The organism is Microbacterium sp. SS28 (assembly GCF_022761035.1).
In the GTDB taxonomy this organism is placed as follows: domain Bacteria; phylum Actinomycetota; class Actinomycetes; order Actinomycetales; family Microbacteriaceae; genus Microbacterium.
The window spans coordinates 330,511-352,986 of sequence record NZ_JAKWJP010000004.1 but is presented as its reverse complement, the minus strand read 5'-3'; the positions used below and the strand labels follow the sequence as shown (position 1 = coordinate 352,986).

The window sequence follows — 22,476 nt, the reverse complement described above, 5'->3', positions numbered from 1 at the left end:
AGCGCGGAGGAAACACGTCGGGACTAGCGTGACGTCATGCTCGAAATCGCGCGCGATCTGCTCCCCGTGCTGAGCACGGACGAGCCGGTCGCGGTCGTGACCGTGACCCGCGTCGCCCGCAGCGCTCCGCGTGGGGTCGGCGCGTCGATGGCCGTGACCCGCGACGCCCGGGTCATCGGATCGATCTCGGGCGGCTGCGTCGAGTCCGAGGCGGTCGCCCTCGCCCTCGCGGTGCTCGCCGACGGTCAGGGCCGCACGGCGGGCTTCGGCTTCAGCGACGACGCGGCGCACGCCGCGGGCCTCGCGTGCGGCGGATCGGTCGAGGTCTTCGCGTATCGGATCGGATCGACGGATGCCGCAGCCCGCGCGGCCCTCGAAGCCGCCGCGGCGGACGAGGCCGTGACGATCGCCCTCGACCTCGCCGCCGACCCGCGCCTCCGCGCCGTCGCGGCCGGCGACCCCGCCGACGCGCTCGGACACGCCGTCGCGTACCGCGAGAGCCTTCTCCTCCCAGACGGCACGCTCGTCCTGTCGCACGCACCGCGCCCGCGCCTCATCATCGTCGGCGCGGGCGAGCACGCGGCGGCCCTGTGCCGCGTCGGGGCCACTGCCGGCTTCGCCGTCACGGTGTGCGACGTGTGGCAGACCATGGCGACGCGCGAGCGGTTCCCCGACGCCGTCGAGGTCGTCGTCGCGCTCCCCCACGAGTACCTCGGGTCTCTCGAACAGTCGGCGCTCGACGCCCGCACGGCGGTGTGCGTCCTGACGCACGACGAGCGGATCGACGTCCCCGCCATCGCGACCGCACTCCGACTGCCGGTCGGCTTCGTCGGCGCGATGGGCGCGCGGCCGACCGTCGCGCACCGCGCGGCCCTCCTGCGCGACGCGGGTGTCGACGACGTCACGCTCGCGCGACTGCACTCCCCGCTCGGTCTCGACCTCGGCGGAGCGTCCCCGCTCGAGTCGGCCGTCTCGGTGCTCGCCGAGATCGTCGCGGCGCAGCACGGCGGAAGCGGTCTGCCCCTCCGGGAGCGCGAGGGCCCCCTCCACTCCCGCGATGCGGCGGGCGCTCCCGAGCTCGATGCCGCTGCCTCCTGCACCCCGATCCGAACGGCACCATGACCCACGCGTCACCGGCAGACATCGCGCACCTCGATCACGCCATCGCTCTCGCGCAGAGCGCGCGCGATCGCGGCGACCACCCCTTCGGCTCGATCGTGGTGGCTCCGGACGGCACGGTCGTCGAAGGCCTCAACTCGGTCGTCACCCGGCGCGACCCGACGGGGCATGCCGAGACGAACGTCGTGCGCGCGGCCGCCGCGGCCCTCGATGCGGCGACGCTCGCGGCATCCGTCCTCTATACGAGCACCGAGCCGTGCGCCATGTGCGCGGGCGCGATCTACTGGGCGGGGATCGCCCGGATCGTCTACGCCTTCGGCGAGGACGAGCTGCGCGAGCTGGTACATGCCCAAGAGGGCATACCCACTCTGGCACTGCCGTGCCGAGAGGTGTTCGCCCGCGGCGGGCGCCCGGTCGACGTCATCGGGCCCGTTGCGCGGGAGGGCGCCCGCACCGTCCACGAAGGGTTCTGGGTATGACGCGCACCATCATCGAAGGCGGCTTCATCGCGACGGTCGACCCGTCGGGCACCGAGCACGCGGCGGGCCACGTCGTCGTGGACGACGGGATCATCTCGGCGGTCGGCGCGGGTCGCGCTCCCGAGCATCTGCGCGCGGGAGCCGACATCGTCGACGCGACGGGATGCCTCGTCACGCCGGGTCTCGTCAACACGCACCACCACCTGTACCAGTGGCTCACGCGCGGCTACGCGCAGGACGCGATCCTCTTCGACTGGCTGACGGCGCTGTATCCCCTGTGGTCGCGCATCGACGCGGGACTCACTGGCGCGGGCGCGGCGGGTGCGATGGCCGTCCTCGCGCGCTCGGGGTGCACGACCGTCGGCGACCACCACTACATCTTCCCGAAGGGCTCGGGCGACATCGTCGGCGCGATCGTCGAGTCGGCCACGCGCGTCGGGGTGCGTCTGCACGCGACACGCGGGTCGATGGACCTCGGCGCCTCGCAGGGCGGACTGCCGCCGGACTTCGCGGTCGAGACTACGGATGCCGCGCTCGAGGCCTCGCGCGAGGCGGTCGAACGCTGGCACGACCCGTCGTTCGGCTCCCTCGTGCGGGTCGCGATAGCGCCGTGCTCGCCGTTCTCGGTGACGGCGGATCTGCTGCGCGAGGCCGCCGTGCTCGCGCGGTCGCTCGATGTGCGGCTGCACACGCACGCGTCCGAGACGATCGAAGAGGACGCGTACTGCGCGGAGCACTTCGGCAAGACGCCGACGCAGTACCTCGAAGACCTCGGATGGCTCGGGAACGACGTGTGGATGGCGCACTGCGTGCACCTCGACGACACCGCGATCGCGAGATATGCCGCAACCGGCACGGGCGTCGCGCACTGCCCGTCGTCGAATGGACGACTCGCCTCGGGGATCGCGCCCGTGCGGGACCTGCTGCGCGCCGGCGTGCCCGTCGGGCTCGGAGTGGACGGCGCGGCGTCGAACGAGTCGGGACAGCTGGGCGTCGAGATCCGCGAGGCCGTCCTGATGAACCGGCTGCGGACGGGCGCCGATTCGTTCAGCGTGCGCGACGGCCTGCGCGTCGCGACGATCGGCGGCGCCCGCGTGCTCGGACGCGACGCGGAGATCGGCTCGCTCGAGCCGGGCAAGCTCGCCGACATCGCCGTGTGGCGCGTCGACGGCGTCGAGCACGCCGGCATCCTGGATCCCGTCGCGGCGCTCGGACTCGGCGCGCTCCCTCCCCTGCACCGCCTCTTCGTCGGCGGCCGCGCGATCGTCGTCGAGGGCGCGCTCGCGACCGCCGAGGAGCCGATCATCGCGGAAGAGGTCGCGGCCGCCTCGCGCGCGCTCGCGGCGCGGCTGTAGCGAGGCATCCGTGGACATCGACACCGTCACGAGCTATCGCCGGGCCCTGACACGCGCCGACCTCGCCCTCGCGCCGGGCGAGACCGTGATGGCGGGCGGCACGTGGCTCATGAGCGAACCGCAGCCCGACACGACCGGCTTCGTCGACCTCACGACCCTCGACTGGCCCGACCTCCAGGTCACCGACGAGGGGCTGCGCATCGGCGCGACCTGCACGATCGCGCGCCTGGTCGCCTGGGCACGGGGACGGGCGACGGATGCCGCGCCCCCCGCCGCGTGGACGGCACTGTCGATCGTGCCGGATGCCGCGAACGCGCTGCTCGCCTCGTTCAAGATCTGGAACACCGCGACCGTCGGAGGGAACGTGTGCCGCTCGTTCGCCGCGGGGGCGATGGTGTCGCTGTGCGCAGGGCTCGACGGGGTCGCGATCGTGTGGACTCCGGACGGCGGCGAACGCAGCATCCCGGTCGCCGATCTCGTGACGGGGAACGGCACGAACAGCCTCGAGCCCGGCGAAGTGCTGCGGGCCGTCGAGCTGCCTGCGCGGGCGCTCGAAGCGCGCGCCGCGCTGCGCAAGATCGCGCTCGCCGAGCACGGGCGCTCGGGCGCCGTCGTGACGGGCCGGGTCGACGTCGGCGGCGCCGCGGTGTTCGGGATCACGGCCGCGACCCTGACTCCCGTCGTGCTGCGGTACGCCGCGCTGCCGGAGAGCGCGACGCTCGCCGCCGACATCCAGGCCGCCCGCGGCTACTACACCGACCCGCTCGGCGCCGCGGACTGGCGCCGCGGCGTCGCAGGCGTGCTCGCGGAGCAGATCCGCGCCGAGCTCGAAGGCGCCGCCGCATGAGGTTCGAGGTCAACGGCGAGCCGGTCGACACAGAGCCGCGGCCGGGCCAGTGCCTGCGCACGCTCCTGCGCGAGCACGGGCATCACGAGGTCAAGAAGGGCTGCGACGCGGGCGACTGCGGAGCGTGCGCCGTCATCCTCGACGGCGAGCCCGTGCACTCATGCCTCATCCCGGCCGTCCGGGTCGAGGGCGCCGCCGTCACGACGGCGACAGGCCTCGCCCCCGGCGACGACCTGCACCCCGTGCAGGAGGCGCTCACCCGGCATTTCGGATTCCAGTGCGGGTTCTGCACGCCCGGCATGAGCGTCACGGCCTCGACCCTCACGGCGGAGGACCTGCCCGACCTCGACCGGCGCATGAAGGGGAGCCTCTGCCGCTGCACGGGCTACCGCCCCATCCGCGATGCGATCACGGAGTCGGTGCTCGGCCCCGTCCGTGAGACCGGCCGTGGCGGAACGCTCGACGACCGGGGACAGACCGACCACCGGGTCGGCCGCTCCTCCGCACCGGACCAGCGGGTCGGCCGCTCCGCCACCCCCGAGGCGGCGCACCGGATCGTGCAGGGGCTCGAGCCCTTCACGTTCGACACGGTCGTTCCCGGTGCGCTCGTGCTGCGCGTCCTCGGCTCGCCGCACGCGCACGCGCGCATCACCGCGATCGACGCCGCCGCAGCACGGACAGTACCGGGCGTCGTCGCCGTCTTCACCCACGAGGACGTCCCGCCGCTGCGCTACTCGAGCGCTCGGCACGAGCACCGCGAGGACGACCCCGACGACATGCGCATGCTCGACGACATCGTGCGCCACGTCGGGCAGCGGATCGCGGCCGTCGTCGCCGAGACGAGCGCCGCGGCCGAAGAGGCCCTCCGGCGCATCCGCGTCGACTACGAGACGCTCCCGGCCGTCTTCGACCCCGAGGAGGCGCGGCGTCCCGGCGCACCCCTCGTGCATCCCGGGCTCACCTCGGCCGACCGCGTGGCCGCGGCATCCCGCAACGTCATCGCCGAGCTGCACGACGGCTTCGGCGGCGACGTCGATGCCGCGCTCGCCGACGCCGACGCGGCAGTGACCGGCACGTGGCAGACGCAGCGGGTGTCGCACGCGCAGCTCGAGACGCACGGCTCGATCGGCTGGCTCGACGAGGACGGGCGGCTCGTCATCCGCTCGAGCACGCAGGTGCCGTTCCTCACCCGCAACGAGATCGCGCACCTGTTCGGGCTCGACCGCGACCGCGTGCGCGTCTTCGCGGCGCGGGTCGGCGGCGGCTTCGGCGGCAAGCAGGAGATCTTCACGGAAGATCTCGTGGCGCTCGCGGTGCTGCGCACGGGCCGGCCCGTCGCGTACGAGTTCTCGCGCACCGACGAGTTCCGCCGTTCGTCGGTGCGGCATCCCATGCGCGTCTCGGTCTCGCTCGGCGCGACGCGCGAGGGCAAGCTGACGGCGATGAAGGTCGACGTCCTGAGCGACACGGGCGCGTACGGCAATCACGCCATCGGCGTCATGTTCCACGGATGCGCCGAGTCGATCGCCGTCTACAAGGCGCCCATCAAGCGCGTCGACGCCGAGGTCGTGTACACGAACAACATCCCCTCCGGGGCGTTCCGCGGCTACGGCCTCGGGCAGGTCATGCTCGGCGTCGAGTCGGCGATGGATCTGCTCGCCGAGCGGCTCGGGATCGACCCGTTCGAGCTGCGCCGCCGCAACGTCGTGCAGGAGGGCGATCCGCTGCACGAGACCGACGACGACTACGAGGGCGACCTCGTGTGGGGCAGCTACGGCCTCGACCAGTGCCTCGACCTCGCCGAGGCGGCGCTGGTCCGCGGCAACGGCGTCGAGGCGCCGGCCGGCTGGCTCACGGGCGAGGGCATGGCGCTCGGGATGCTGTCCACGATGGCCCCCGGAGGGCACATCTCGCACACGACGGCGACGCTGCGCCCCGACGGCATCTACCTGCTCGCGGCGGGCACGGCCGAGTTCGGCAACGGCACGACCACGGTGCACCGGCAGATCGCGGCGACGGTGCTCGCGGCATCCTTCGATCGCCTGCGACTGCGCAGCTCCGACACCGACGCCGTCCAGCACGACACGGGCGCCTTCGCGTCGGCGGGCATCACGGTCGCGGGCAAGGCGCTGCACGCGGCATGCGTCGCACTGCGGGAGCGGATGCTGCACATCGCGTCGGTGCTCGTGGGAGCATCCGTCGACGAATGCGCCCTCGCGCCGGAGGGCGTCCGCACCCCCGCGGGTCTCGTGGACTTCGCGCGCATCGTCGCGGCGGCCCCCGCCGCCGAGCGGACGGCGGAAGGCCTCGTCGCGGACGGCCGCGAGTTCGGCGACCTGCGCTCGCTCGTCTTCAACGTTCACGCCGTGCGTGTCGCGGTCGACCCCGCGACCGGGACGGTGCGCGTGCTGCAGTCGGTGCAGGCGGCCGACGCGGGCTTCGTCATGAACCCCGCGCAGTGCCGCGGGCAGGTGGAGGGCGGCGCGGCGCAGGGCATCGGCAGCGCACTCTACGAAGAGGTCATGGTCGACGAGGGGCAGGTCGTGAACCCCGTGTTCCGCCTGTACCGCGTGCCGCAGATGGGCGATGTGCCCGTGACCGAGGTGTACTTCGCCGAGACCTCCGACGACCTCGGACCGTTCGGCGCGAAGTCGATGAGCGAATCGCCGTACAACCCCGTCGCCCCCGCGATCGGCAACGCGATCTCGCGCGCCCTCGGAGCCCGCGTCTACGAGCAGCCGTTCTCGCGCGATCGCGTGTGGCGCACGGCGCAGCGGACGCTCGGGATGCCGCGAGCCTGAGTCCCGCGACCCTTCGTGCCGAGTGTCACACCGCCGAAACACGCGAGGGCGTGTGCGGAAACGTGCGGGGAATAGCGTCGGCGCAACAGCACCCACCCTGGAAAGGCCTCCGATGGCATCACATCCCACAGCAGCGCGCCGCGGACTCCGCGGTCGCATCCTCGCCCTCGCCGTCGGCCTGGCGGCGTCGAGCCTCGTGCTCGGCGCGTGCGCCACGTCGAGCGGCTCGGCGGCCCCCTCCGGCGACGGCGCGGCGGCCTCGTACGGCGAGATCAGCGTGCAGTACTCGTGGATCAAGAACGAGGAGTTCGCGGGCGAGTTCTACGCGTACGACAACGGCTACTACGACGAGGCCGGCTTCTCGGAGGTCACGGGCATCGCGGGCCCCGACACGGGCGTCGCGAAGCTGCTGTCCGGCTCCGTCCAGTTCGCGCTGAGCGACGCGGCTTCGGTCGGTGCCGCTGTCGCCGAGCAGGACGCGCCGCTCAAGATCATCGGCACTACGTTCCAGAAGAACCCGTTCACGATCCTGTCGCTCAAGGACGGCGGGAACATCGAGACGCCCGAGGACCTCAAGGGCAAGAAGATCGGCGTGCAGGACTCGAACGCGTCGGTGTTCGCCGCGCTCCTCGCCGCGAACGGAATCGACCCGAGTGAGCTCGAGATCGTGCCGGTCGACTTCGACCCCACTCCGCTCATCAACGGCGAGGTCGACGGCTTCATGGCGTACCTCACCAACGAGGCGATCACCGTCGAACTGTCGGGCTACCCCGTCACGAACCTCGCCTACGCCGAGAACGGCCTGCCGTACGTGGCCGAGACGTTCACGGTGACCGACCAGTACCTCGCCGAGAACCGCGACCTCATCAAGGCGTTCCTGATCGCAGAGATCAAGGGCTGGACCGACGTCTTCACCGAGCCGACGGCAGACACGGTCGACCTCGTGATCAAGTACTACAACGAGTCGGCGGCGGCGGGCGACCTGACCTTCGGTGATCTGGATCCCGACAAGACCGGGGCCGCGGTCGACGCGGAGAAGCTGCTCATCTCGACCGACGAGACCGAGGCGAACGGACTCTTCACGATCTCCGACGCGCTGAAGAAGCAGACTCTCGCGTCGCTCAAGGCGTCAGGCTGGGAGCTCACGGCCGACCAGCTGTTCGACACCTCGATCATCGACGAGATCTACAGCGAGAATCCCGAGCTCAAGGACTACCTTCCCTAGCGGGGCTCCGCCCCGAACCCCCGGTTCGCTGTCGCACACCCCTGAGGGATCATGACAATCTCGGAAAACCTGGATGCCGGTGCCGGTGCCCTCACGGGCACCGGCATCCAGATCACTGGCGTCTCGAAGTCGTTCACGCTGCGCGGAGGCAAGTCGCTCCTCGCCCTGCAGGGAACGGATCTGCACACCGAGAAGGGATCCTTCCTGGCCCTCCTGGGTCCGTCGGGCTGCGGCAAGTCGACGATCCTGCGCATCCTCGCAGCGCTCGATCACCCCACGACGGGGACCGTCCTGGTCGACGGCGAGACACCCGACGAGATGCGCGCCGGAAGCGAGCTCGGCATCGCGTTCCAGGATCATGCGCTGCTGCCGTGGCGAAGCATCCGCAAGAACATCGAGCTCCCCTTCGAGGTCGCGCGACGCCCGGTCGACAAGGACTATGTCGACGAGCTCATCGAGCTCGTGGGCCTCAAGGACTTCGCGACGGCCAAGCCCGCGCAGCTCTCGGGCGGCATGCGCCAGCGTGCCTCCATCGCCCGCGCTCTCGTGCTGAAGCCTTCCGTGCTGCTGCTCGATGAGCCCTTCGGCGCACTCGACGACATGACGCGCCAGAACCTGAACCTCGAGCTCCTCCGCATCTGGACCCAGAAGCCCGCGACGACGCTGCTCGTGACGCACGGCATCAGCGAGGCGATCTTCCTCGCGGACCGCGTCGCAGTCATGTCGCCCCGGCCCGGCCGCATCAAGGAGATCATCGAGGTCGACCTTCCTCGCCCGCGCACTCCCGAGATGATGCGGACTCCCGAGTTCCACGCGCTCGTGGACCGCGCCTCCGAGCTGCTCTTCGGGGTCGACGGGCGCGCCGAGGCAGAGGCCTGACGTGACCCGGACGCGCTTCCCGGGCTGGCTGTCGGCGCTCCTGGGCGTGGTCGCACTCCTCCTGCTGTGGTGGGTGTTCTCGCTTCTCGCCTTCCAGCAGCAGGAGGGCACGACCTTCACGCCCGTGCCGTCGCCGTTCGCCGTCTTCGACTGGCTGTTCGTGCAGGGCAACATCCTGGGCGCGTGGAACGTCTTCCAGCCGACGGTCACGGCGGCCGCGATCGGCTATGCGTGGGGGAACGGCATCGCGCTCATCCTGGCGACGCTCGTGCTGCTCCTCCCCGCGCTCGAGACGCTCATCACGCAGATCGCCGTGGTGACCTACTGCCTCCCGATCGTCGCGATCGGCGGCATCTCGATCGTCGTCGCGGGCGGTGCGAAGAATCCCGGCGATCCTTCGGCCACCGCGATCTTCCTCGCGGCGATCGTCTGCGTCTTCACGACGGTCGTCGGCTCGATCCTCGGCTTCAAATCCGCCGACAAGGCCTCGCTCGACGTCGTCCGCGTCTTCGGCGGGAGCGGCTGGACTCAGCTCGTCAAGGTCCGGCTCGTCGCCGCCCTGCCCTCGATCCTCAATTCCCTGCAGATCGCCGTGCCGACCGCCTTCCTCGGCGCCGTCCTCGGTGAGTACCTCGGCTCGATCACGGCGGGTGTCGGACCGACACTGATCCGGCTGCAGGGTCAGCTCGACTCGGCGGGAGTGTGGTCGGTGTTCCTTCTGTGCGGCGTCTTCGCGCTCACCGCCTACGGCCTCGTGGGCCTGCTGGTCCGCTTCGTCACACCCTGGGTCGCGGGGAGGCCGTCATGACCGGAAAGCCCGAGCGGGTCGATACCCTCCACCCGCCGGCAGCGCCCACGGGCCAGTTGGCGCTGGCAGCGGATGCCGCCGCCCAGAGCCGCCTGAAGGCGGACCGTCGACGAGCCCTCTCGAAGGCCGTGCTCCGCGCCCTCGGCAATGCTGCGATCACGATCATCGTCCTCCTGGTGCTGTGGCAGGCGGTCGTGAGCCTCACCGGCATCTCGCCCTACATCGCGAAGGGCCCCGTCGACGTATGGAACTACCTCTTCGTGGACGAGGACGCCGCCGAGCATCGTGCCATCCTGTTCCCTCTTGTGTGGCAGACGCTCGTGGACTCCGCGATCGGCTTCGCCGTCGGCATGACGGTCGCCGTCATCCTCGCGATCGGGTTCAGCCTCTCGAAGGCCGTCGAGGCGGGCGTCATGCCGCTCGTCCTCCTGCTGCGCACGATTCCGCTCGTCTCGATCGCCCCCGTGATCATCCTCATCACGGGACGCGGGACCACGGCGTCCGTCGCCGTCATCGGGACGATCGTCGTGCTCTTCCCCGCGCTCGCGAATGTGCTCTTCGGCCTGAGCCGCGCCAGTCAGCAGAGCCTGGATGTCGTGCACGTGTTCGGCGGCAACCGGCCCATGGCGATGCGCAAGGTCAACCTGCCGGGAGCGATGCCCTCGGTCTTCGCAGCCGCGCGCGTGTCGGTGCCCGCGGCCGTGACGGGCGCGCTGCTGGCCGAGTGGCTCTCCACGGGCCTGGGCATCGGCGGCGCGATCCTCAAGTTCAACGCGCAGGCGCAGTTCGCCCAGCTGTGGGGGGCGATCGCGATCATCACGCTCATCACGCTCGTGCTCTACAACATCGTGCAGATCGTCGAGAACGCCGTCCTGGCGCAGCTCGGCATGGCGGTCCGGCTCGGCTGACGAATGCGCCACGCGCCCGCGTCACCTCCCGAAGGTGTCCGGGTCGACGGGGCGCTTCGCGCGCGGCAGGTTGCGCACGACGAGGAGGTACGACTCGGTGACGAGGTCGTCGATCAGGTCCTTCGGCAGGCTGCCGTCGGGGCGCAGCGTGATCCAGTGCCGCTTGTTCATGTGATACCCCGGCGTGATGCTCGCGTACGCCTCGCGCAGCGCCTTGCCGTCCTCGGGGTCGACCTTGAGGTTGACGATGGGGTCGCCCGTGGACGAGGTCATGAGCATGAAGACCTTGCCCCGCACCTTGAAGACGTCCCACTCCGGTCCGAAGGGGTGCTCGAGCCCCGCGCCGGGCAGTTCGTCGGCGCGATCCCTCGCGTATCGGCTGAGTGGGTCGTCGTGCATTCTGCGGCCTCCGTGGGCCGTCATGGAATCCACCCGACGCACAAGCGGCCGGGCAGCCGTCGTCGACCCGATCTGCGGGTCAGACTACGCGACGCCCCGGACAGCCCGCCGGATCGGGGAACATGGACGTGTGGCCCTGACGCGCGTATCGGCGGACGATGTGGAGGCGCTGCAGGCGTTCCTCCACGAAGCCGACCTGACGGTCGCGGGCCTCGACGCACCGACCGTCCGGCTGTGGGTGGAGCGCGGTGAGGACGGCGCCATCGTCGGCAGCACGGGCTTCGAGCTCAGCGCGGACCACCGGCATGCCCTGATCCGCAGCGTCGCCGTCGCACCGCCGCTGCGCAGGGCGGGCGCGGGAGTGCGGCTCGCACGATACGCATTGGCGCAGGCTCACGCGGCCGGCGCGGATCGTGCGTGGCTGTTCTCCCGTCGATCGGGACCGTTCTGGCAGCAGCTCGGCTTCACTCCGGCCGACCGGGACGAACTCGCCTCGGTGCTCCCGCTGGCCCATCAGGTGCGACTCTTCACCGTGAGCGGCCAGCTCGAGCGCGAGGTCGCCTGGTCGCGGGCCCTGGACGGCGTGCGCGGGCAGCCCGATCGGCGAGGCTGACGCAGACACGGGGAGCCCGGTGTCCGTGACACGAGGAAGAGTAGAGCGCATGACCGCGACGACATCCGCCCGGGCCCAGGCGCTCGACGTCCTCCGCTCGCTCGTCGGCCGTGACGACGCCGACTTCCACGAGGGCCAGTTCGAGGCGATCGAGGCGCTCGTCGAGGGCCGCCGCCGGGCGCTCGTGGTGCAGCGGACGGGCTGGGGAAAGTCCGCCGTCTACTTCGTGGCGACGCTGCTGCTGCGTCGTCGCGGCGCCGGGCCGACCGTGCTCGTCTCGCCGCTGCTTGCCCTCATGCGCGACCAGATCGCCGCGGCCCGGCGGGCCGGGGTGCGGGCTGTCGCGATCAACTCCACCAACGCGCACGAGTGGAGCGACGTGCTCGCGCAGCTCGACCGTGACGAGGTCGACGTGCTGCTCGTGTCTCCCGAGCGGCTCAACAACCCGTCGTTCCGCGACGAGCAGCTGCCGCAGCTCGTGCCGCGCATCGGTCTTCTCGTCATCGACGAGGCGCACTGCATCAGCGACTGGGGTCACGACTTCCGTCCCGACTACCGGCGGCTCCGCGACCTGATCGCGCGCATCCCCGCCGGGGTTCCCGTGCTCGCGACGACCGCGACGGCCAACAGCCGAGTCGTGGCGGATGTCGCCGAGCAGCTCGGCGACCTCGACCAGGGCGCCGGCTCCGATGTCCTGGTCATCCGCGGACCGCTCGCGCGCAGCTCGCTGCGGCTCGGCGTGCTGCGGCTGCGCGACGCACCGAGCCGGCTCGCGTGGCTCATCAGTCACTTGGGCGACCTGCCCGGCTCGGGCATCATCTACACGCTCACCGTCGCCGCGGCGAACGACACCGCCCGGCTGCTGCGCGATCGCGGGTACGACGTCCGCGCTTATACGGGTCAGACCGACCCCGACGAGCGCGAGGAGTCCGAAGCGCTCCTCAAAGACAACCGCGTCAAGGCGCTCGTCGCGACGAGCGCTCTGGGCATGGGGTTCGACAAGCCCGATCTCGGCTTCGTCGTCCACCTCGGCGCGCCGTCGTCGCCCGTGTCGTACTACCAGCAGGTCGGGCGCGCGGGCCGCGCGACGGCCTCCGCCGATGTGCTGCTGCTCCCCGGCGTCGAAGACCACGACATCTGGCACTACTTCGCGACAGCCTCGATGCCCGACCGCGACAGAGCCGAGCGCGTCCTCTCCGCGCTGTCGGCATCCACCTCTCCGCTCTCGACTCCCGCGCTCGAGGCCATGGTCGACATCCGTCGCACTCCGCTGGAGCTGCTGCTCAAGGTGCTCGACGTCGACGGGGCGGTCGTCCGCGTGCAGGGCGGCTGGCGCGCGACCGGTGAGCCCTGGACGTACGACGAGGACCGCTACAGCCGGATCGCCGCGGAGCGCATCGCCGAGCAGCAGCACATGATCGAGTACGAAGAGACCGGCGCGTGCCGCATGGAGTTCCTGCAGCGCTCGCTCGACGACGACACCGCGACGCCCTGCGGTCGCTGCGACAACTGCGCGGGCGCCTGGTTCCCGACGACGGTGAGCAGAGAGGCGACGGATGCCGCATCCGGCGCCCTGGACCGCGTCGGAGTCCCGATCGAACCCCGGCGGCAGTGGCCGACCGGTGCCGACCGGCTCGGTGTTCCGGCGCGCGGACGCATCCCGGCCGACGAGCAGTCCGACGAGGGCAGAGCGCTCGCCCGCCTTACCGACCTCGGCTGGGGCGGCACCCTGCGCGAGATGTTCGCGGCGGGCGCTTCCGATGTCCCCGTGCCGCCTAACGTGCTGGCCGCGTGCGTGCGCGTGCTGGCCGACTGGGGCTGGGCCGAGCGTCCCGTCGCCGTCGTCGCGATGCCGTCGCGCTCGAAGCCGCAGCTCGTCGCCACCCTGGCGCGCGGCATCGCCGAGGTCGGCCGCATGCCGATGCTGGGCGCCCTCGACCCGGTGGACGGCGGCCCGACGGGTGGCCCCGGTGGCAACAGCGCCTTCCGGCTCGCGGGCGTGTGGGGACGGTTCAGCGCCGCGGGTCTCGACGTCCCGCGCGGTCCCGTCCTGCTGGTCGACGACCTCGTGGACAGCCGGTGGACCATGACGGTCGCTGCGCGCGAGCTGCGCAGGGCCGGTGCGACCGCCGTCCTGCCGTTCTCACTCGCGCTGCGCGGCTGAGGTCTCACGCGGCTCGCTCGTCCGTCTCCCCGCGGCACGCGATCGGTGGGCGCCGAGTGGACTGACCGCACCCCTGGCCGGTGTCAGTCCGGCGGCGCGGAGCCCGTTCGCCAGACGACCCGCAGCACGTCGATGACGTCGTCGGGGTCGGCTCCCGTCGCGGCGGCTTCGGCGGCGAGCTCGCGGATGTGCCGGAGGACCGACCGCGGCAGCACGGCCGCGGACTCCGCGACGCGCGTGCCGGCGGCGGTGCGGCTGACGACGAGACCGTCCTGCTCGAGCAGCTTGTACGCCTTCGCCACGGTGCCGGGCGCGACGCCGAGGTCGCTCGCGGTCTGCCGCACGGTGGGCAGCCGCTCGTTCGCGCCGAGCTGCCCCGAGACGATGAGGCCGCGCAGCTGCCGGTAGATGTCTCGCGTCGGGCTCGCTTCGTCCGCCGCAGACAGGATCGGCTGTGTCGTCACCGAGTCGCCTCGGCCCTGGACCCGAGCCATGCCTCGCGTGCCGGTGCGGCATCCGACGATCCGCGCCACAGTCGACTCGCGACGAGCATGAGGAGCACGAACGCCGTGACCTCGAGGATCGGCGCGAGCCAGCCGGCCGCGACGGCGAGCTCGGCGTACCGCCAAGCCACCTCGTACGGCGCCGGCGCGTCCGAGCCGGTGATCGTCAGCTGTGAGACCGACCCGGCGCGGGCGATGAGTCGCCACGCGCCCGCCAGCGCGAGCAGCATCGTCGCGGTCGCAATGGCCACGGCGGCGGCAGCCACCTCGCGACGCGCGTCGCGCTCGGCCGCGACCGTCTCGGGCCGGAGGTAGGGGCGCGCTGCGTTCGCGTGGAGCACCGCCCAGGTCAGCGCCGACAGCGCCGCCAGGCCGATCAGCACGGGCACGCCGTAGGCCCATCCGTAGAAGCCGACCCGGATCGGGTCGATCTGCGCCTCGTTGGGCGCGGGGATCACGAGCCAGACATGCCGCCCCTCGCCGTCCGCCGACGAGGCCAATCCCGCCGTGATGGTCGTCGCCGTCAGCGCGAGCAAAGCGATGCCCGCGCCGATGACGGCACCTCGCCTGCTGAAGCTCAGCCACGTGCGCCGCGCCGTGGGCACGACGGGCGCCTCGGGGGCGGTCGTCCCGCGGGTGCGGATCAGCGCGAGGGCGACGCCCAGCCCGACTGCCGCGCACACGACCGGGGTGGCGAATCGCCACCAGGCGACCAGATCGGGGGCGACGATCAGATACCCGCGCACAACATTGTCCACCGTGAAGAGGACGACGACGGCGATCGCCGTGATGCCCGCCGCGCGGTGCTCGGGCACGTATCGCGCCCGCACCGATCGGGCGACGGCTTCGGAGGATCGTGCTGCGCGCGAGCCCGCGCCGCCTGGCCGAGAGCGGATCACGAGGATGACGCCTCCCACGATCAGCGCGATGAACAGCGACATCAGCGGCAGTGAGAAGGCCGCCGCCACGAGCTCGGTCAGCCCGAACGAGGAGGTGCTGCGGTGCGGCATCCCGTCTCCGATCCTTGTTGTGTCACCTGTCTATCACAACTTGTGTCAGACGGACAGCACAATGGAGTCGTGGACCCCTAGAGGCCGCGGGTCGCCCGCCACTCGAAGCACAGCAGCCGCGGCCGCTCGTCCCACGACGGCACGGGGACGAAGCCGCGGCGACGGTAGAGCTCGACGGCATCGACGCGCCAGTCCCAGACGGTCAGTCGGAGCGGTCGGTCTCGGCCGTCGAGGGCCGCATCGATGAGCGCCGAGCCGACTCGGTGACCTCGCGCGCGAGGATCCACCCACAGTCGCTTGAGCTCACCCGCCTCGCCCGCGTCCTGGACGACGGCGACGCCGACGGTCGCGCCGTCGAGTTCCGCGACCAAGACGACTGCACCGTCGTAGGCGCGCGCAGGGTGCGCGACCTCGTCCCGGTACCGGTCCGGAAGGCGCTCCGCGACGAAAGGCTCACCGAGGTGGGTCTGCTTCTCGCGCTCCGTCTGCACGAGGTACGCGCGCACGAGAGAGCCGACCGCCGCGGCATCCGGCCCGCTCAGATCCGCGACGCGCACCTGCGTCTCGCGCACGCCCGTCAACTGCTGCGCTCGGGCGTCGCCGACCGGTGGCCGATCGTCAGCCAGGCGAGCGGGCCGAGCACGGGAACGAAGAGAACGACGAGGGTCCACACGAGAGCCTCGAGCGGGGTCAATCGCTTCGCGGAGCGCGCGAGCACGACGAGCGCCACGATCACGAGCGCGATGACCAGGCCCGCGACCACCGACCACACGATGTCGTAGCCGGCCGGGATCAGCGGATTCGTCTCTTCGCCCACTCGTTCAACCTACGAGATCGCCGGCCGATCCGTATGCGCGCCCAGCGCCTTCGGGGGGCAGCGGCGTCACAGGCGCCGTCGAAGCCGATCGAGCAGCGCGGCGACGGTGGCCGCGTCCTCCTCGGCCTCGGCGAGGTGCGCGGTGAGGGCCTCGTCGAACACGACCATCGCTTCGTCGTGGGCCTTCTCGCCTTCGGCGGTGAGGATCACGAGCGACGAGCGCCGATCCTCGGGGTTGGGATGCCGCTGCGCGAGGCCGGACTGCTCGAGCCTGTCGACGAGCTTGCTCGCCGCGCCCACTGTGATCTGCAGCCCCGCGCCGACCTCGTGCACGCGACACGTCCCCGAGAAGCGGTGGATGATCCGCATCGCGCCGAGCTGGCCGAGGCTCACCCGACCACGCTGCTCGAGGACTTCGGCGACGTGACCCCACAGAGCCGTCTCATAGCCGACGACGGCGTCGAAGAAGTCCGTGCTGCGACTCACGTGGGGACTCCGCTCAGTCACTGTATATTCCGTGGAATATTCTTCCAGAGCATCCAGTTTACCCTGCCGGCGCAGAGCACGACCGCCAGGGCTCGTGCCGGCCGCTGACGATCAGGTGCCGCAGAAGGTGCGGTGGCGTGGTGCGCCGGCCGGCGCGGGCCGGGCGTAGCGGCGGTACTCCGCCCCGGAGCGCTCCGTGAAGGGATCGCTCACCAGCTCGAGCAGCCGCCGGAACGGCTCGAGGTCGCCCTCCGTGGCCGCGCCGAGGACCTCCTCGACGATGTGGTTGCGCGGGACGTAGACGGGGTTCGCGGCGCGGATGCGCGAGGCATCCGGGATCTCCGACGTCCAGCGGATCAGCCACGCGTCGAGGGCCGCGACGGGGCCCAGGAATCGCCCGCGCAGCGGTCGCTCGTCGCCCTCGGCAGCGGCGGCGAGGTCGGCGACGACAGCCTCGCGGACGCTGTCGTCGAGTCCGAGCTTGTCGCGGAACGCGCTGACCCAGTGCACCCGATAGCGCGTGTCGAACGCGTCGATGATCTCTGCGGCGAGCCGCTCCCCCGCGAGCGCGTCGGCGTCGAGGATCGGGGCGAGTGCCTCGCCGAGCCGCTCGAGGTTCCAGCGCATGATGGCCGGCTGCCTGTCGTACGCATAGCGGCCGAACCGGTCGATCGAGCTGAAGTACGCCCCGGGCTCATACGCGTCCAGGAAGGCGCACGGACCGTAGTCGATCGTCTCGCCCGAGACGAGCACGTTGTCGGTGCTGAGCACGCCGTGGACGAACCCGACGCGCGTCCACGCGGCGGTGACGGCGGCCGCGGCATCCACGATTCCTTCCAGCAGTGCGCGATACGGATGCCGCGCCGTTGCCGCTCGCGGATAGTGCCGGGCGATGGCATGGTCGGCGAGACGCCTCAGCAGGGGCGGATCGTCCTGCGCGCGCACGTACTCGAAGGAGCCGAATCGGACGTGACTCGACGCCGTGCGCGCCAGCACGGCGCCGGGCAGCACCCGGCCGTCGAGATCGCGAGGCGCACCCGTCGCGACGACGGCGAGCGCCCGCGTAGTGGGCACGCCCAGCGCATGCATCGCCTCGCCCATCAGGAACTCGCGGAGCATGGGCCCGACGACGGCGAAGCCGTCGACGCGCGACATCGACGTCGGGCCGATCCCCTTCACGTGGATGTCGCGCAGCCGCCCGTCGCGGTCGCGGCGCTCGCCCAGCAGGGCGGCGCGCCCGTCCCCGAGGATCGGCGTGAAGACGCCCCACTGGTGCCCCGCGTAGACCTGTGCGACGGGCGTCGAACCCGCTCCGAGCGACTCCCCAGTGAGGAAGCGCGCGCCACTGGCGGATCGCAGGAAGTCCGTGTCGAATCCGAGCTCACACGCGATCTCGTCGTTCAGCACCAGGAGACGGGGGTCGGGAGTGCGCACGGGTGTCACGTGCCTGGATAGCTCCGACAGGGCACCCGCCCACACCCGTTCGAGCGCGGGCGGCGCGTGCTCGACAAGCGTCGCCGTCCGCAGGGCGGTCTCCGCCTGTCCGCCCTCGAGAGTCACGCCGCCACGCTAGGCGAGCGCCTCCTGCCGGCCAAGGACGGCCGCCCCACGCCGTAACACGGCGGCCGCGCCGCCCCGAGGAGATCTCCAGCCGCACTCCCTAGGCTGGCGGGATGACGGCGCGTGCTGCGGATCTGCGACACTGCCCGACGTGCGGCGACCCGCTCACGTTCGAGATCCTCGACGATGAGCGCTTCCTGGTCGCATGGTCGTGCCTGACCTGCGGTCCGATCCGCACCACCGAGCCGGTCTGACCTGCCGCGATGATCCGCGGCCCACAGTCGGGCCGAGGGGGCTCAGAGGTGGGACTCGATGAACCTGAGGATCGCCTCGAGCTCTCGCTCGACCGCGGCCTCGAGCGGCCGGTACGGCGCGCCGTCGAAGTAGCGGGCCGAGGTGCCGGGTCCGTCGGGGCTGCCGTGGTCGGCGTCGATCGACTTGCGCCACCGCTCCGCGTGGGTGGCCCACTCGTAGCGGTTCACCAGCTGGGGTTCGTCGAACCAGACGTTCCAGGTCAGCGTGTTCCCGGGCGTGAGCAGATTGCCCGCATAGGCGTTGAACAGGTCCATCACGAGCGCGTTGAAATCGTCGGCCACCTCATCGCCCGTCGTGGCGATGTCGCCGATCTCGACGGCGATGTGACCGACATTCCAGGCGACGTCCTCATGCCGCGCGAAGGCGGGGCTCGGGAAGGCCGTGCTCTCCCTCTGCCGGAGCGGGAAGATCGGCTGCTGCGGATTGCCCGGATCGAAGGTGGCCACCTTGATCGCGTGGTCCTTGTCGTGCGGGAACGGATGGCCCGACGTGATGAACTCGTTCCAGAGCCACTTGACGAGGCTGTTCTCCTTCGCGCTGGGGCTGAACCATATCTTCCCCGTGACCTCGAGGTCGCCCGCGAGCGTCTTGGCCGGCTCGTCGACCCACCCTCGCTGGCCCGTGACGCTGACCTCGACGTTGAGACAGCCCAGAGAGGCGAAGACCACTCCCTGCTGCGGGCAGATGATCGAGTAGACGCGCCCCGCGTCGTCGTAGCCGATCCGCGAGATGTCCGGCGCGAACATCTGATAGCAGCGCGAGCTCGGGACACCCGGATCCGACTCCCACGAGAACTCGGGCCAGAGCACCGCCTGCTGCCGGTCGAGCTTGCCGATGTTCGCCATGTTGGGAAGCATCGGAAGCGACGACAGATCGGGATCCGGGTACGCGAAGGCGGGATTCGACTGGGCGAAGCCGCCCACCCAGCCCGGCGGGATCAGACGGCTCGGTTCGCGCGATTCGCTCATCTCTGCACCCTTCAACGTCATCGTCGGCAACATCTCGGAGGCTAGACCCGTCGATCACCGCGGTCTGTAGGCCGTTCGGCGGACACGTGCGTCGTCGAGGGAAGAGCCCTACTTCTCGACCATGAGGGCGCTGCCCATGAGCCGCTGCGGCGTGATGTGGATCGCGACGCGACGCGGATTCTCGCGCGGCTGGCGATAGCGGGCCGCGTAGAGGGCGACGGCCTCGGCGACAGCGGCGGGGTCGTCGTGGACTGTCGCGACGCCCTGGAAGGTGATCCAGTGACCGCCGTCGAGCTGGCTGATCGTCGCCGTCGCGTCCCTGCGGACGTTGCGGACCTTCTGGGAATCGCCCGACGTGATGATGCGCAGGATGCCGCCATGGAACGTGAATCCGACGGGGACTGTGTGGATCCCGCCCCACGGCGCGAGGGTCGAAAGGGTCGCGAGATGGCGGACGCGGACGAATTCGATGCCGGCAGGGCTCAGTTCACGCACGCTCCCACGCTAGCCGGGCGGCGGGACGGCGGCGTGGGGAAAGAACAACGCCCGCCTCGGCCGGTGGCCGAGGCGGGCGTCATCAGAGCTGGTTGTCAGAGCGGCCGGATGTTGGCTGCCTGCATGCCCTTGGGGCCGCGCTCCGCGTCGAATTCGACCTTCTGGTCTTCGCGGAGTTCCTTGAAGCCCTCTCCGGTGATCGCGCTGAAGTGAGCGAAGAGATCGGCGGAGCCGTCGTCGGGTGCGATGAACCCGTAGCCCTTCTCCGAGTTGAACCATTTCACGGTGCCAGTGGCCATCGTGTCTTTCCTATTCTTCGGGCCGCCTGAGCGACCGGGGGTGCCGCGCCGACGAATGCGGTGCGGACGATATGGGCGGGAGGAGGCGAGGGGGAACGCCGTGCGCTCGATGCGGTCCGCGACAGCGGCCCGTGCGAGCTCCTCCGTGGCGTACAGGCCGAGGTTCTCACCGCGGGCGCCGTGCGCCCACACGCCCGCGGGCGCGTCGTGGATGAACCCGGCGTACTCCTCGGCGGCCGTCGCCACGAACACGCCGTGGTCGGCCTGGCGCCAGGTGACGCTGAGAGGGGAGGTGAAGATCATGTCAATCGATTCGGGCGCGAGAGGTGGGGCTCTCAAGCGCATGGCGGTGTGCAGCTGCCGCAATGAAGTGGTGGGGCGTCCGCATCTGCACCTCCACAGCGATGCGGAGGGAGGGACGCGCAGCCCCCATGTGGGAGCCCTCAATCGTACCACGGCAGGATCCCTAGCCATCACGGGCCTGGGCAGGGCGCGGCTCCCACCAGCCCGCCGCCCGGGCCTGGAGCGTCAGAAGTCGATCCAGCCGGCGGAAGTCCCCGGCGAGGATCCGATGCCAGCCCCACACCGGCATCCATCCGACCTGCCAGCGCAGCGAGTCGCTCAGGTCGCCCTCGTAGTCCGCTCGGACGTGCGTCTTCTCGTGCGCGGCCGCGCACTCGTACTCGACCCGCGCGTTCCACGGCGCCGACGACAGCCAGACCACCCGCCGGTTCTCGTCGATCTCCTCGAGGCGATCCGTGAAGTGGATCCGGAAGGGTCCGATCCGGTCGGTCGCCATCCACCTCGTCCCGATCTCGGGCGGCCCCGGGTCGATCTGCCTGCGGAAGGCGACCGCCGGTGCGAAGTCGTGCCACCGCAGAGGATCCGCCAGGTACGGGAACACGGCCTCGACGCCGTGGTTCACGGTGGCCTCGACGAGGATGCGGCGCGTCCAGCGACGCTCCGTCACTCTCACCTGCAACCCGACGGCGGCGGCACCGAGGTCTCGTCCGCCGGGGGTGTCGTTCCCCATGGGCGTCATGGTAGTCCCCTGGTCCCGCGGGGCAAGATCTTCCGCGGAGCGCGCGCAGCCGACCCTGATGTGGTGAGGGCCTCCCGGGTATATCCTGCGGCTGTTCGAGGGGCCTGAGCCGTCGCCTGCAGACCATGCGGCGCGAGATCGGGGGGACGAAATGGCTGCCAAGCTGCCGTCGTCGGGGGCGCTTCCGGAAGGACAGAGTCCGGGATGCGACACCTCCGGCCTGATCCTCGTGCATCGCATCTTCCGCTGGCTGTACAGCGAGCTGCCGATGCTGATCCGCGAGGTCGAGGCGGGAGACACCGCCCGCGCCGTCGTCGTCGGGGACTTCGCGAAGCTCGACTTCTACGCGCTGCACCTGCACCACGAGACCGAGGACCTCATGCTGTGGGATCGGCTCTCGACTCGGGATCCCGCGTGCGTCGTGCACGTCGATCAGATGCGGGCGCAGCACGAGGAGGTCGCGGCGCAGCTCACCCGCATCGAGCCCCAGCGCTCCCCGTGGATGGCGACGGCGGACGCCCGTCTGCGCGACACCTTCGCGGGCGACATCGAGGTCCTGCGCGACACCCTCTTCGTGCATCTCGGCCGCGAGGAGGACGACATCCTCCCGGTCGCCGGCGCGGTCCTCTCGCAGCAGGAGTGGGATGAGCTCGAGACCCACACGCGCGCCGAACTCACGGCGCACCGCAAGGAGCTGGGGCGTGACGTGCTGTCGCTGCAGCTCGGCCTGCTGCTCGCGAGCGTTCCCGAGGCCGAGCGCGAGGAGTGGTTCCACACGAACGTGCCGGCGCCGATCCGGGTGCTGTACCTCCTGCTCATGAAGCGGCGGTACGAGCGGGCCATGCACGAGCTGTATCCCCGCCGTCTCGTGCCCGCGATGGTGTGACCGCCTCGCCGCCCGCCTGAGCGCGCATCGACGTCCTCGGCGTCGCTACGGTGAGAGGCGTGCTCTTCGCGCTCGCCCTCACCGTCGTCCTGGGCCTCCTGGCCCTCTTCCAGCTCGCGCTCGTCTTCGGGGCTCCGCTCGGGCGCTTCGCGTGGGGCGGTCAGCACCGCGTGCTGCCCGCGCGCCTGCGGATCGGGAGCGCCGTCTCGATCCTCGTCTACGCCCTCATCGCGGTGATCGCATGGGACCGCGTGGGGGCGATCGACGTCTTCGACGAGCCATTCTCCGAGATCGCGATGTGGGTCGTCTTCGGCTACTTCGTGCTCGGCATCGCGATGAACGCCGTGTCGCGGAGCAAGCCCGAGCGCTACACGATGGTGCCCGTGTGCGCCGTCCTGGCGGTGCTGTCGTTCTTCATCGCGATGGGCTGGGGCGAGCTCGCTTCGGCGGTCTGACGGGCGGCGACGGAGGAGATGTCCTCAGTCGGAGGACGCGATC

General features: G+C 71.1%; 25 protein-coding genes. 14 read left to right on the top strand and 11 right to left on the bottom strand.

Features of this window, described 5'->3' with window-relative positions; all coding sequences use genetic code 11:
* The first annotated feature begins 36 nt into the window (after nt 1-36).
* The 9 genes from MJ607_RS13250 to MJ607_RS13210 all read left to right on the top strand — a co-directional run bounded on the left by MJ607_RS13250 (nt 37) and on the right by MJ607_RS13210 (nt 10,421).
* Entirely contained in the window at nt 37-1,122 is a 1,086-nt protein-coding gene (locus MJ607_RS13250) for an XdhC family protein (RefSeq protein ID WP_243076066.1), read from the top strand.
* Nucleotides 1,119-1,598 (top strand): nucleoside deaminase, encoded by a 480-nt coding sequence (locus MJ607_RS13245; protein WP_243076065.1) that lies wholly within the window; start codon nt 1,119-1,121, stop codon nt 1,596-1,598. Before MJ607_RS13250 ends, MJ607_RS13245 begins: the two co-directional genes overlap by 4 nt.
* The gene (locus MJ607_RS13240) at nt 1,595-2,953 is read left to right on the top strand and encodes an 8-oxoguanine deaminase (protein ID WP_243076064.1); all 1,359 of its coding nucleotides are present in this window, start codon (nt 1,595-1,597) and stop codon (nt 2,951-2,953) included. The genes MJ607_RS13245 and MJ607_RS13240 overlap by 4 nt, the downstream gene beginning before the upstream one ends.
* Before the next feature lie 10 nt (nt 2,954-2,963).
* A complete protein-coding gene (locus MJ607_RS13235) occupies nt 2,964-3,800 on the top strand; it encodes an FAD binding domain-containing protein (protein ID WP_243076063.1) in 837 nt (278 codons plus the stop codon).
* The gene (locus MJ607_RS13230) at nt 3,797-6,601 is read left to right on the top strand and encodes a molybdopterin cofactor-binding domain-containing protein (protein ID WP_243076062.1); all 2,805 of its coding nucleotides are present in this window, start codon (nt 3,797-3,799) and stop codon (nt 6,599-6,601) included. The genes MJ607_RS13235 and MJ607_RS13230 overlap by 4 nt, the downstream gene beginning before the upstream one ends.
* A gap of 112 nt (nt 6,602-6,713) precedes the next feature.
* Entirely contained in the window at nt 6,714-7,826 is a 1,113-nt protein-coding gene (locus MJ607_RS13225; protein WP_243076061.1) for an ABC transporter substrate-binding protein, read from the top strand.
* Between the two features lie 51 nt (nt 7,827-7,877).
* Complete coding sequence (locus MJ607_RS13220; protein ID WP_243076060.1) at nt 7,878-8,705, top strand: ABC transporter ATP-binding protein; 828 nt, start codon at nt 7,878-7,880, stop codon at nt 8,703-8,705.
* 1 nt (nt 8,706) lies between these two features.
* Complete coding sequence (locus tag MJ607_RS13215; RefSeq protein WP_243076059.1) at nt 8,707-9,513, top strand: ABC transporter permease; 807 nt, start codon at nt 8,707-8,709, stop codon at nt 9,511-9,513.
* Nucleotides 9,510-10,421 (top strand): ABC transporter permease, encoded by a 912-nt coding sequence (locus tag MJ607_RS13210; protein ID WP_243076058.1) that lies wholly within the window; start codon nt 9,510-9,512, stop codon nt 10,419-10,421. Before MJ607_RS13215 ends, MJ607_RS13210 begins: the two co-directional genes overlap by 4 nt.
* A 21-nt stretch (nt 10,422-10,442) precedes the next feature.
* Here the strand turns inward: MJ607_RS13210 and MJ607_RS13205 are convergent, their stop codons facing one another.
* Nucleotides 10,443-10,820: an MmcQ/YjbR family DNA-binding protein gene (locus MJ607_RS13205; protein WP_243076057.1), complete on the bottom strand. Its 378-nt coding sequence runs from the start codon at nt 10,818-10,820 to the stop codon at nt 10,443-10,445.
* A gap of 130 nt (nt 10,821-10,950) precedes the next feature.
* Here MJ607_RS13205 and MJ607_RS13200 point away from each other — a divergent pair, with 130 nt between their 5' ends.
* Together MJ607_RS13200 and MJ607_RS13195 are read left to right on the top strand one after the other, a co-directional pair.
* On the top strand, nt 10,951-11,433 hold the full coding sequence (locus tag MJ607_RS13200; RefSeq protein WP_243076056.1) for a GNAT family N-acetyltransferase: 483 nt from the start codon (nt 10,951-10,953) through the stop codon (nt 11,431-11,433).
* Nucleotides 11,434-11,482: 49 nt separating this feature from the next.
* Nucleotides 11,483-13,597, top strand: coding sequence for a RecQ family ATP-dependent DNA helicase (locus tag MJ607_RS13195; RefSeq protein WP_243076055.1), 2,115 nt, complete (start codon nt 11,483-11,485; stop codon nt 13,595-13,597).
* 83 nt (nt 13,598-13,680) lie between these two features.
* Here MJ607_RS13195 and MJ607_RS13190 read toward each other — a convergent pair whose 3' ends face one another.
* From MJ607_RS13190 to MJ607_RS13165, 6 genes are all read right to left on the bottom strand, one after another.
* A complete protein-coding gene (locus MJ607_RS13190) occupies nt 13,681-14,061 on the bottom strand; it encodes a GntR family transcriptional regulator (RefSeq protein WP_243076054.1) in 381 nt (126 codons plus the stop codon).
* The gene (locus MJ607_RS13185) at nt 14,058-15,110 is read right to left on the bottom strand and encodes a hypothetical protein (RefSeq protein WP_243076053.1); all 1,053 of its coding nucleotides are present in this window, start codon (nt 15,108-15,110) and stop codon (nt 14,058-14,060) included. The genes MJ607_RS13190 and MJ607_RS13185 overlap by 4 nt, the downstream gene beginning before the upstream one ends.
* Before the next feature lie 77 nt (nt 15,111-15,187).
* Nucleotides 15,188-15,682 carry a GNAT family N-acetyltransferase gene (locus MJ607_RS13180; protein WP_243076052.1) on the bottom strand — a complete coding sequence of 165 codons (495 nt, stop codon included), beginning with the start codon at nt 15,680-15,682 and terminating at the stop codon, nt 15,188-15,190.
* Nucleotides 15,683-15,687: 5 nt separating this feature from the next.
* A complete protein-coding gene (locus tag MJ607_RS13175) occupies nt 15,688-15,927 on the bottom strand; it encodes a PLD nuclease N-terminal domain-containing protein (protein WP_243076051.1) in 240 nt (79 codons plus the stop codon).
* Nucleotides 15,928-15,993: 66 nt separating this feature from the next.
* A complete protein-coding gene (locus MJ607_RS13170; protein ID WP_243076050.1) occupies nt 15,994-16,413 on the bottom strand; it encodes a MarR family winged helix-turn-helix transcriptional regulator in 420 nt (139 codons plus the stop codon).
* Nucleotides 16,414-16,524: 111 nt separating this feature from the next.
* Nucleotides 16,525-17,973 (bottom strand): YdiU family protein, encoded by a 1,449-nt coding sequence (locus tag MJ607_RS13165; protein ID WP_243076049.1) that lies wholly within the window; start codon nt 17,971-17,973, stop codon nt 16,525-16,527.
* 113 nt (nt 17,974-18,086) lie between these two features.
* Here MJ607_RS13165 and MJ607_RS13160 point away from each other — a divergent pair, with 113 nt between their 5' ends.
* Nucleotides 18,087-18,227, top strand: coding sequence for a hypothetical protein (locus MJ607_RS13160; protein ID WP_243076048.1), 141 nt, complete (start codon nt 18,087-18,089; stop codon nt 18,225-18,227).
* 42 nt (nt 18,228-18,269) lie between these two features.
* Here the strand turns inward: MJ607_RS13160 and MJ607_RS13155 are convergent, their stop codons facing one another.
* From MJ607_RS13155 to MJ607_RS13140, 4 genes are all read right to left on the bottom strand, one after another.
* A complete protein-coding gene (locus MJ607_RS13155; protein ID WP_243076047.1) occupies nt 18,270-19,256 on the bottom strand; it encodes a hypothetical protein in 987 nt (328 codons plus the stop codon).
* A 108-nt stretch (nt 19,257-19,364) separates the two neighbouring features.
* The gene (locus MJ607_RS13150) at nt 19,365-19,751 is read right to left on the bottom strand and encodes a PPOX class F420-dependent oxidoreductase (RefSeq protein ID WP_243076046.1); all 387 of its coding nucleotides are present in this window, start codon (nt 19,749-19,751) and stop codon (nt 19,365-19,367) included.
* Between the two features lie 95 nt (nt 19,752-19,846).
* Nucleotides 19,847-20,050, bottom strand: coding sequence for a cold-shock protein (locus MJ607_RS13145; RefSeq protein ID WP_026059428.1), 204 nt, complete (start codon nt 20,048-20,050; stop codon nt 19,847-19,849).
* 466 nt (nt 20,051-20,516) lie between these two features.
* Nucleotides 20,517-21,083 (bottom strand): SRPBCC family protein, encoded by a 567-nt coding sequence (locus MJ607_RS13140; RefSeq protein WP_243076045.1) that lies wholly within the window; start codon nt 21,081-21,083, stop codon nt 20,517-20,519.
* 160 nt (nt 21,084-21,243) lie between these two features.
* Here MJ607_RS13140 and MJ607_RS13135 point away from each other — a divergent pair, with 160 nt between their 5' ends.
* Together MJ607_RS13135 and MJ607_RS13130 are read left to right on the top strand one after the other, a co-directional pair.
* On the top strand, nt 21,244-21,978 hold the full coding sequence (locus tag MJ607_RS13135; protein WP_243076044.1) for a hemerythrin domain-containing protein: 735 nt from the start codon (nt 21,244-21,246) through the stop codon (nt 21,976-21,978).
* 59 nt (nt 21,979-22,037) lie between these two features.
* Nucleotides 22,038-22,433, top strand: coding sequence for a hypothetical protein (locus tag MJ607_RS13130; protein WP_243076043.1), 396 nt, complete (start codon nt 22,038-22,040; stop codon nt 22,431-22,433).
* Nucleotides 22,434-22,476 lie beyond the last annotated feature (43 nt).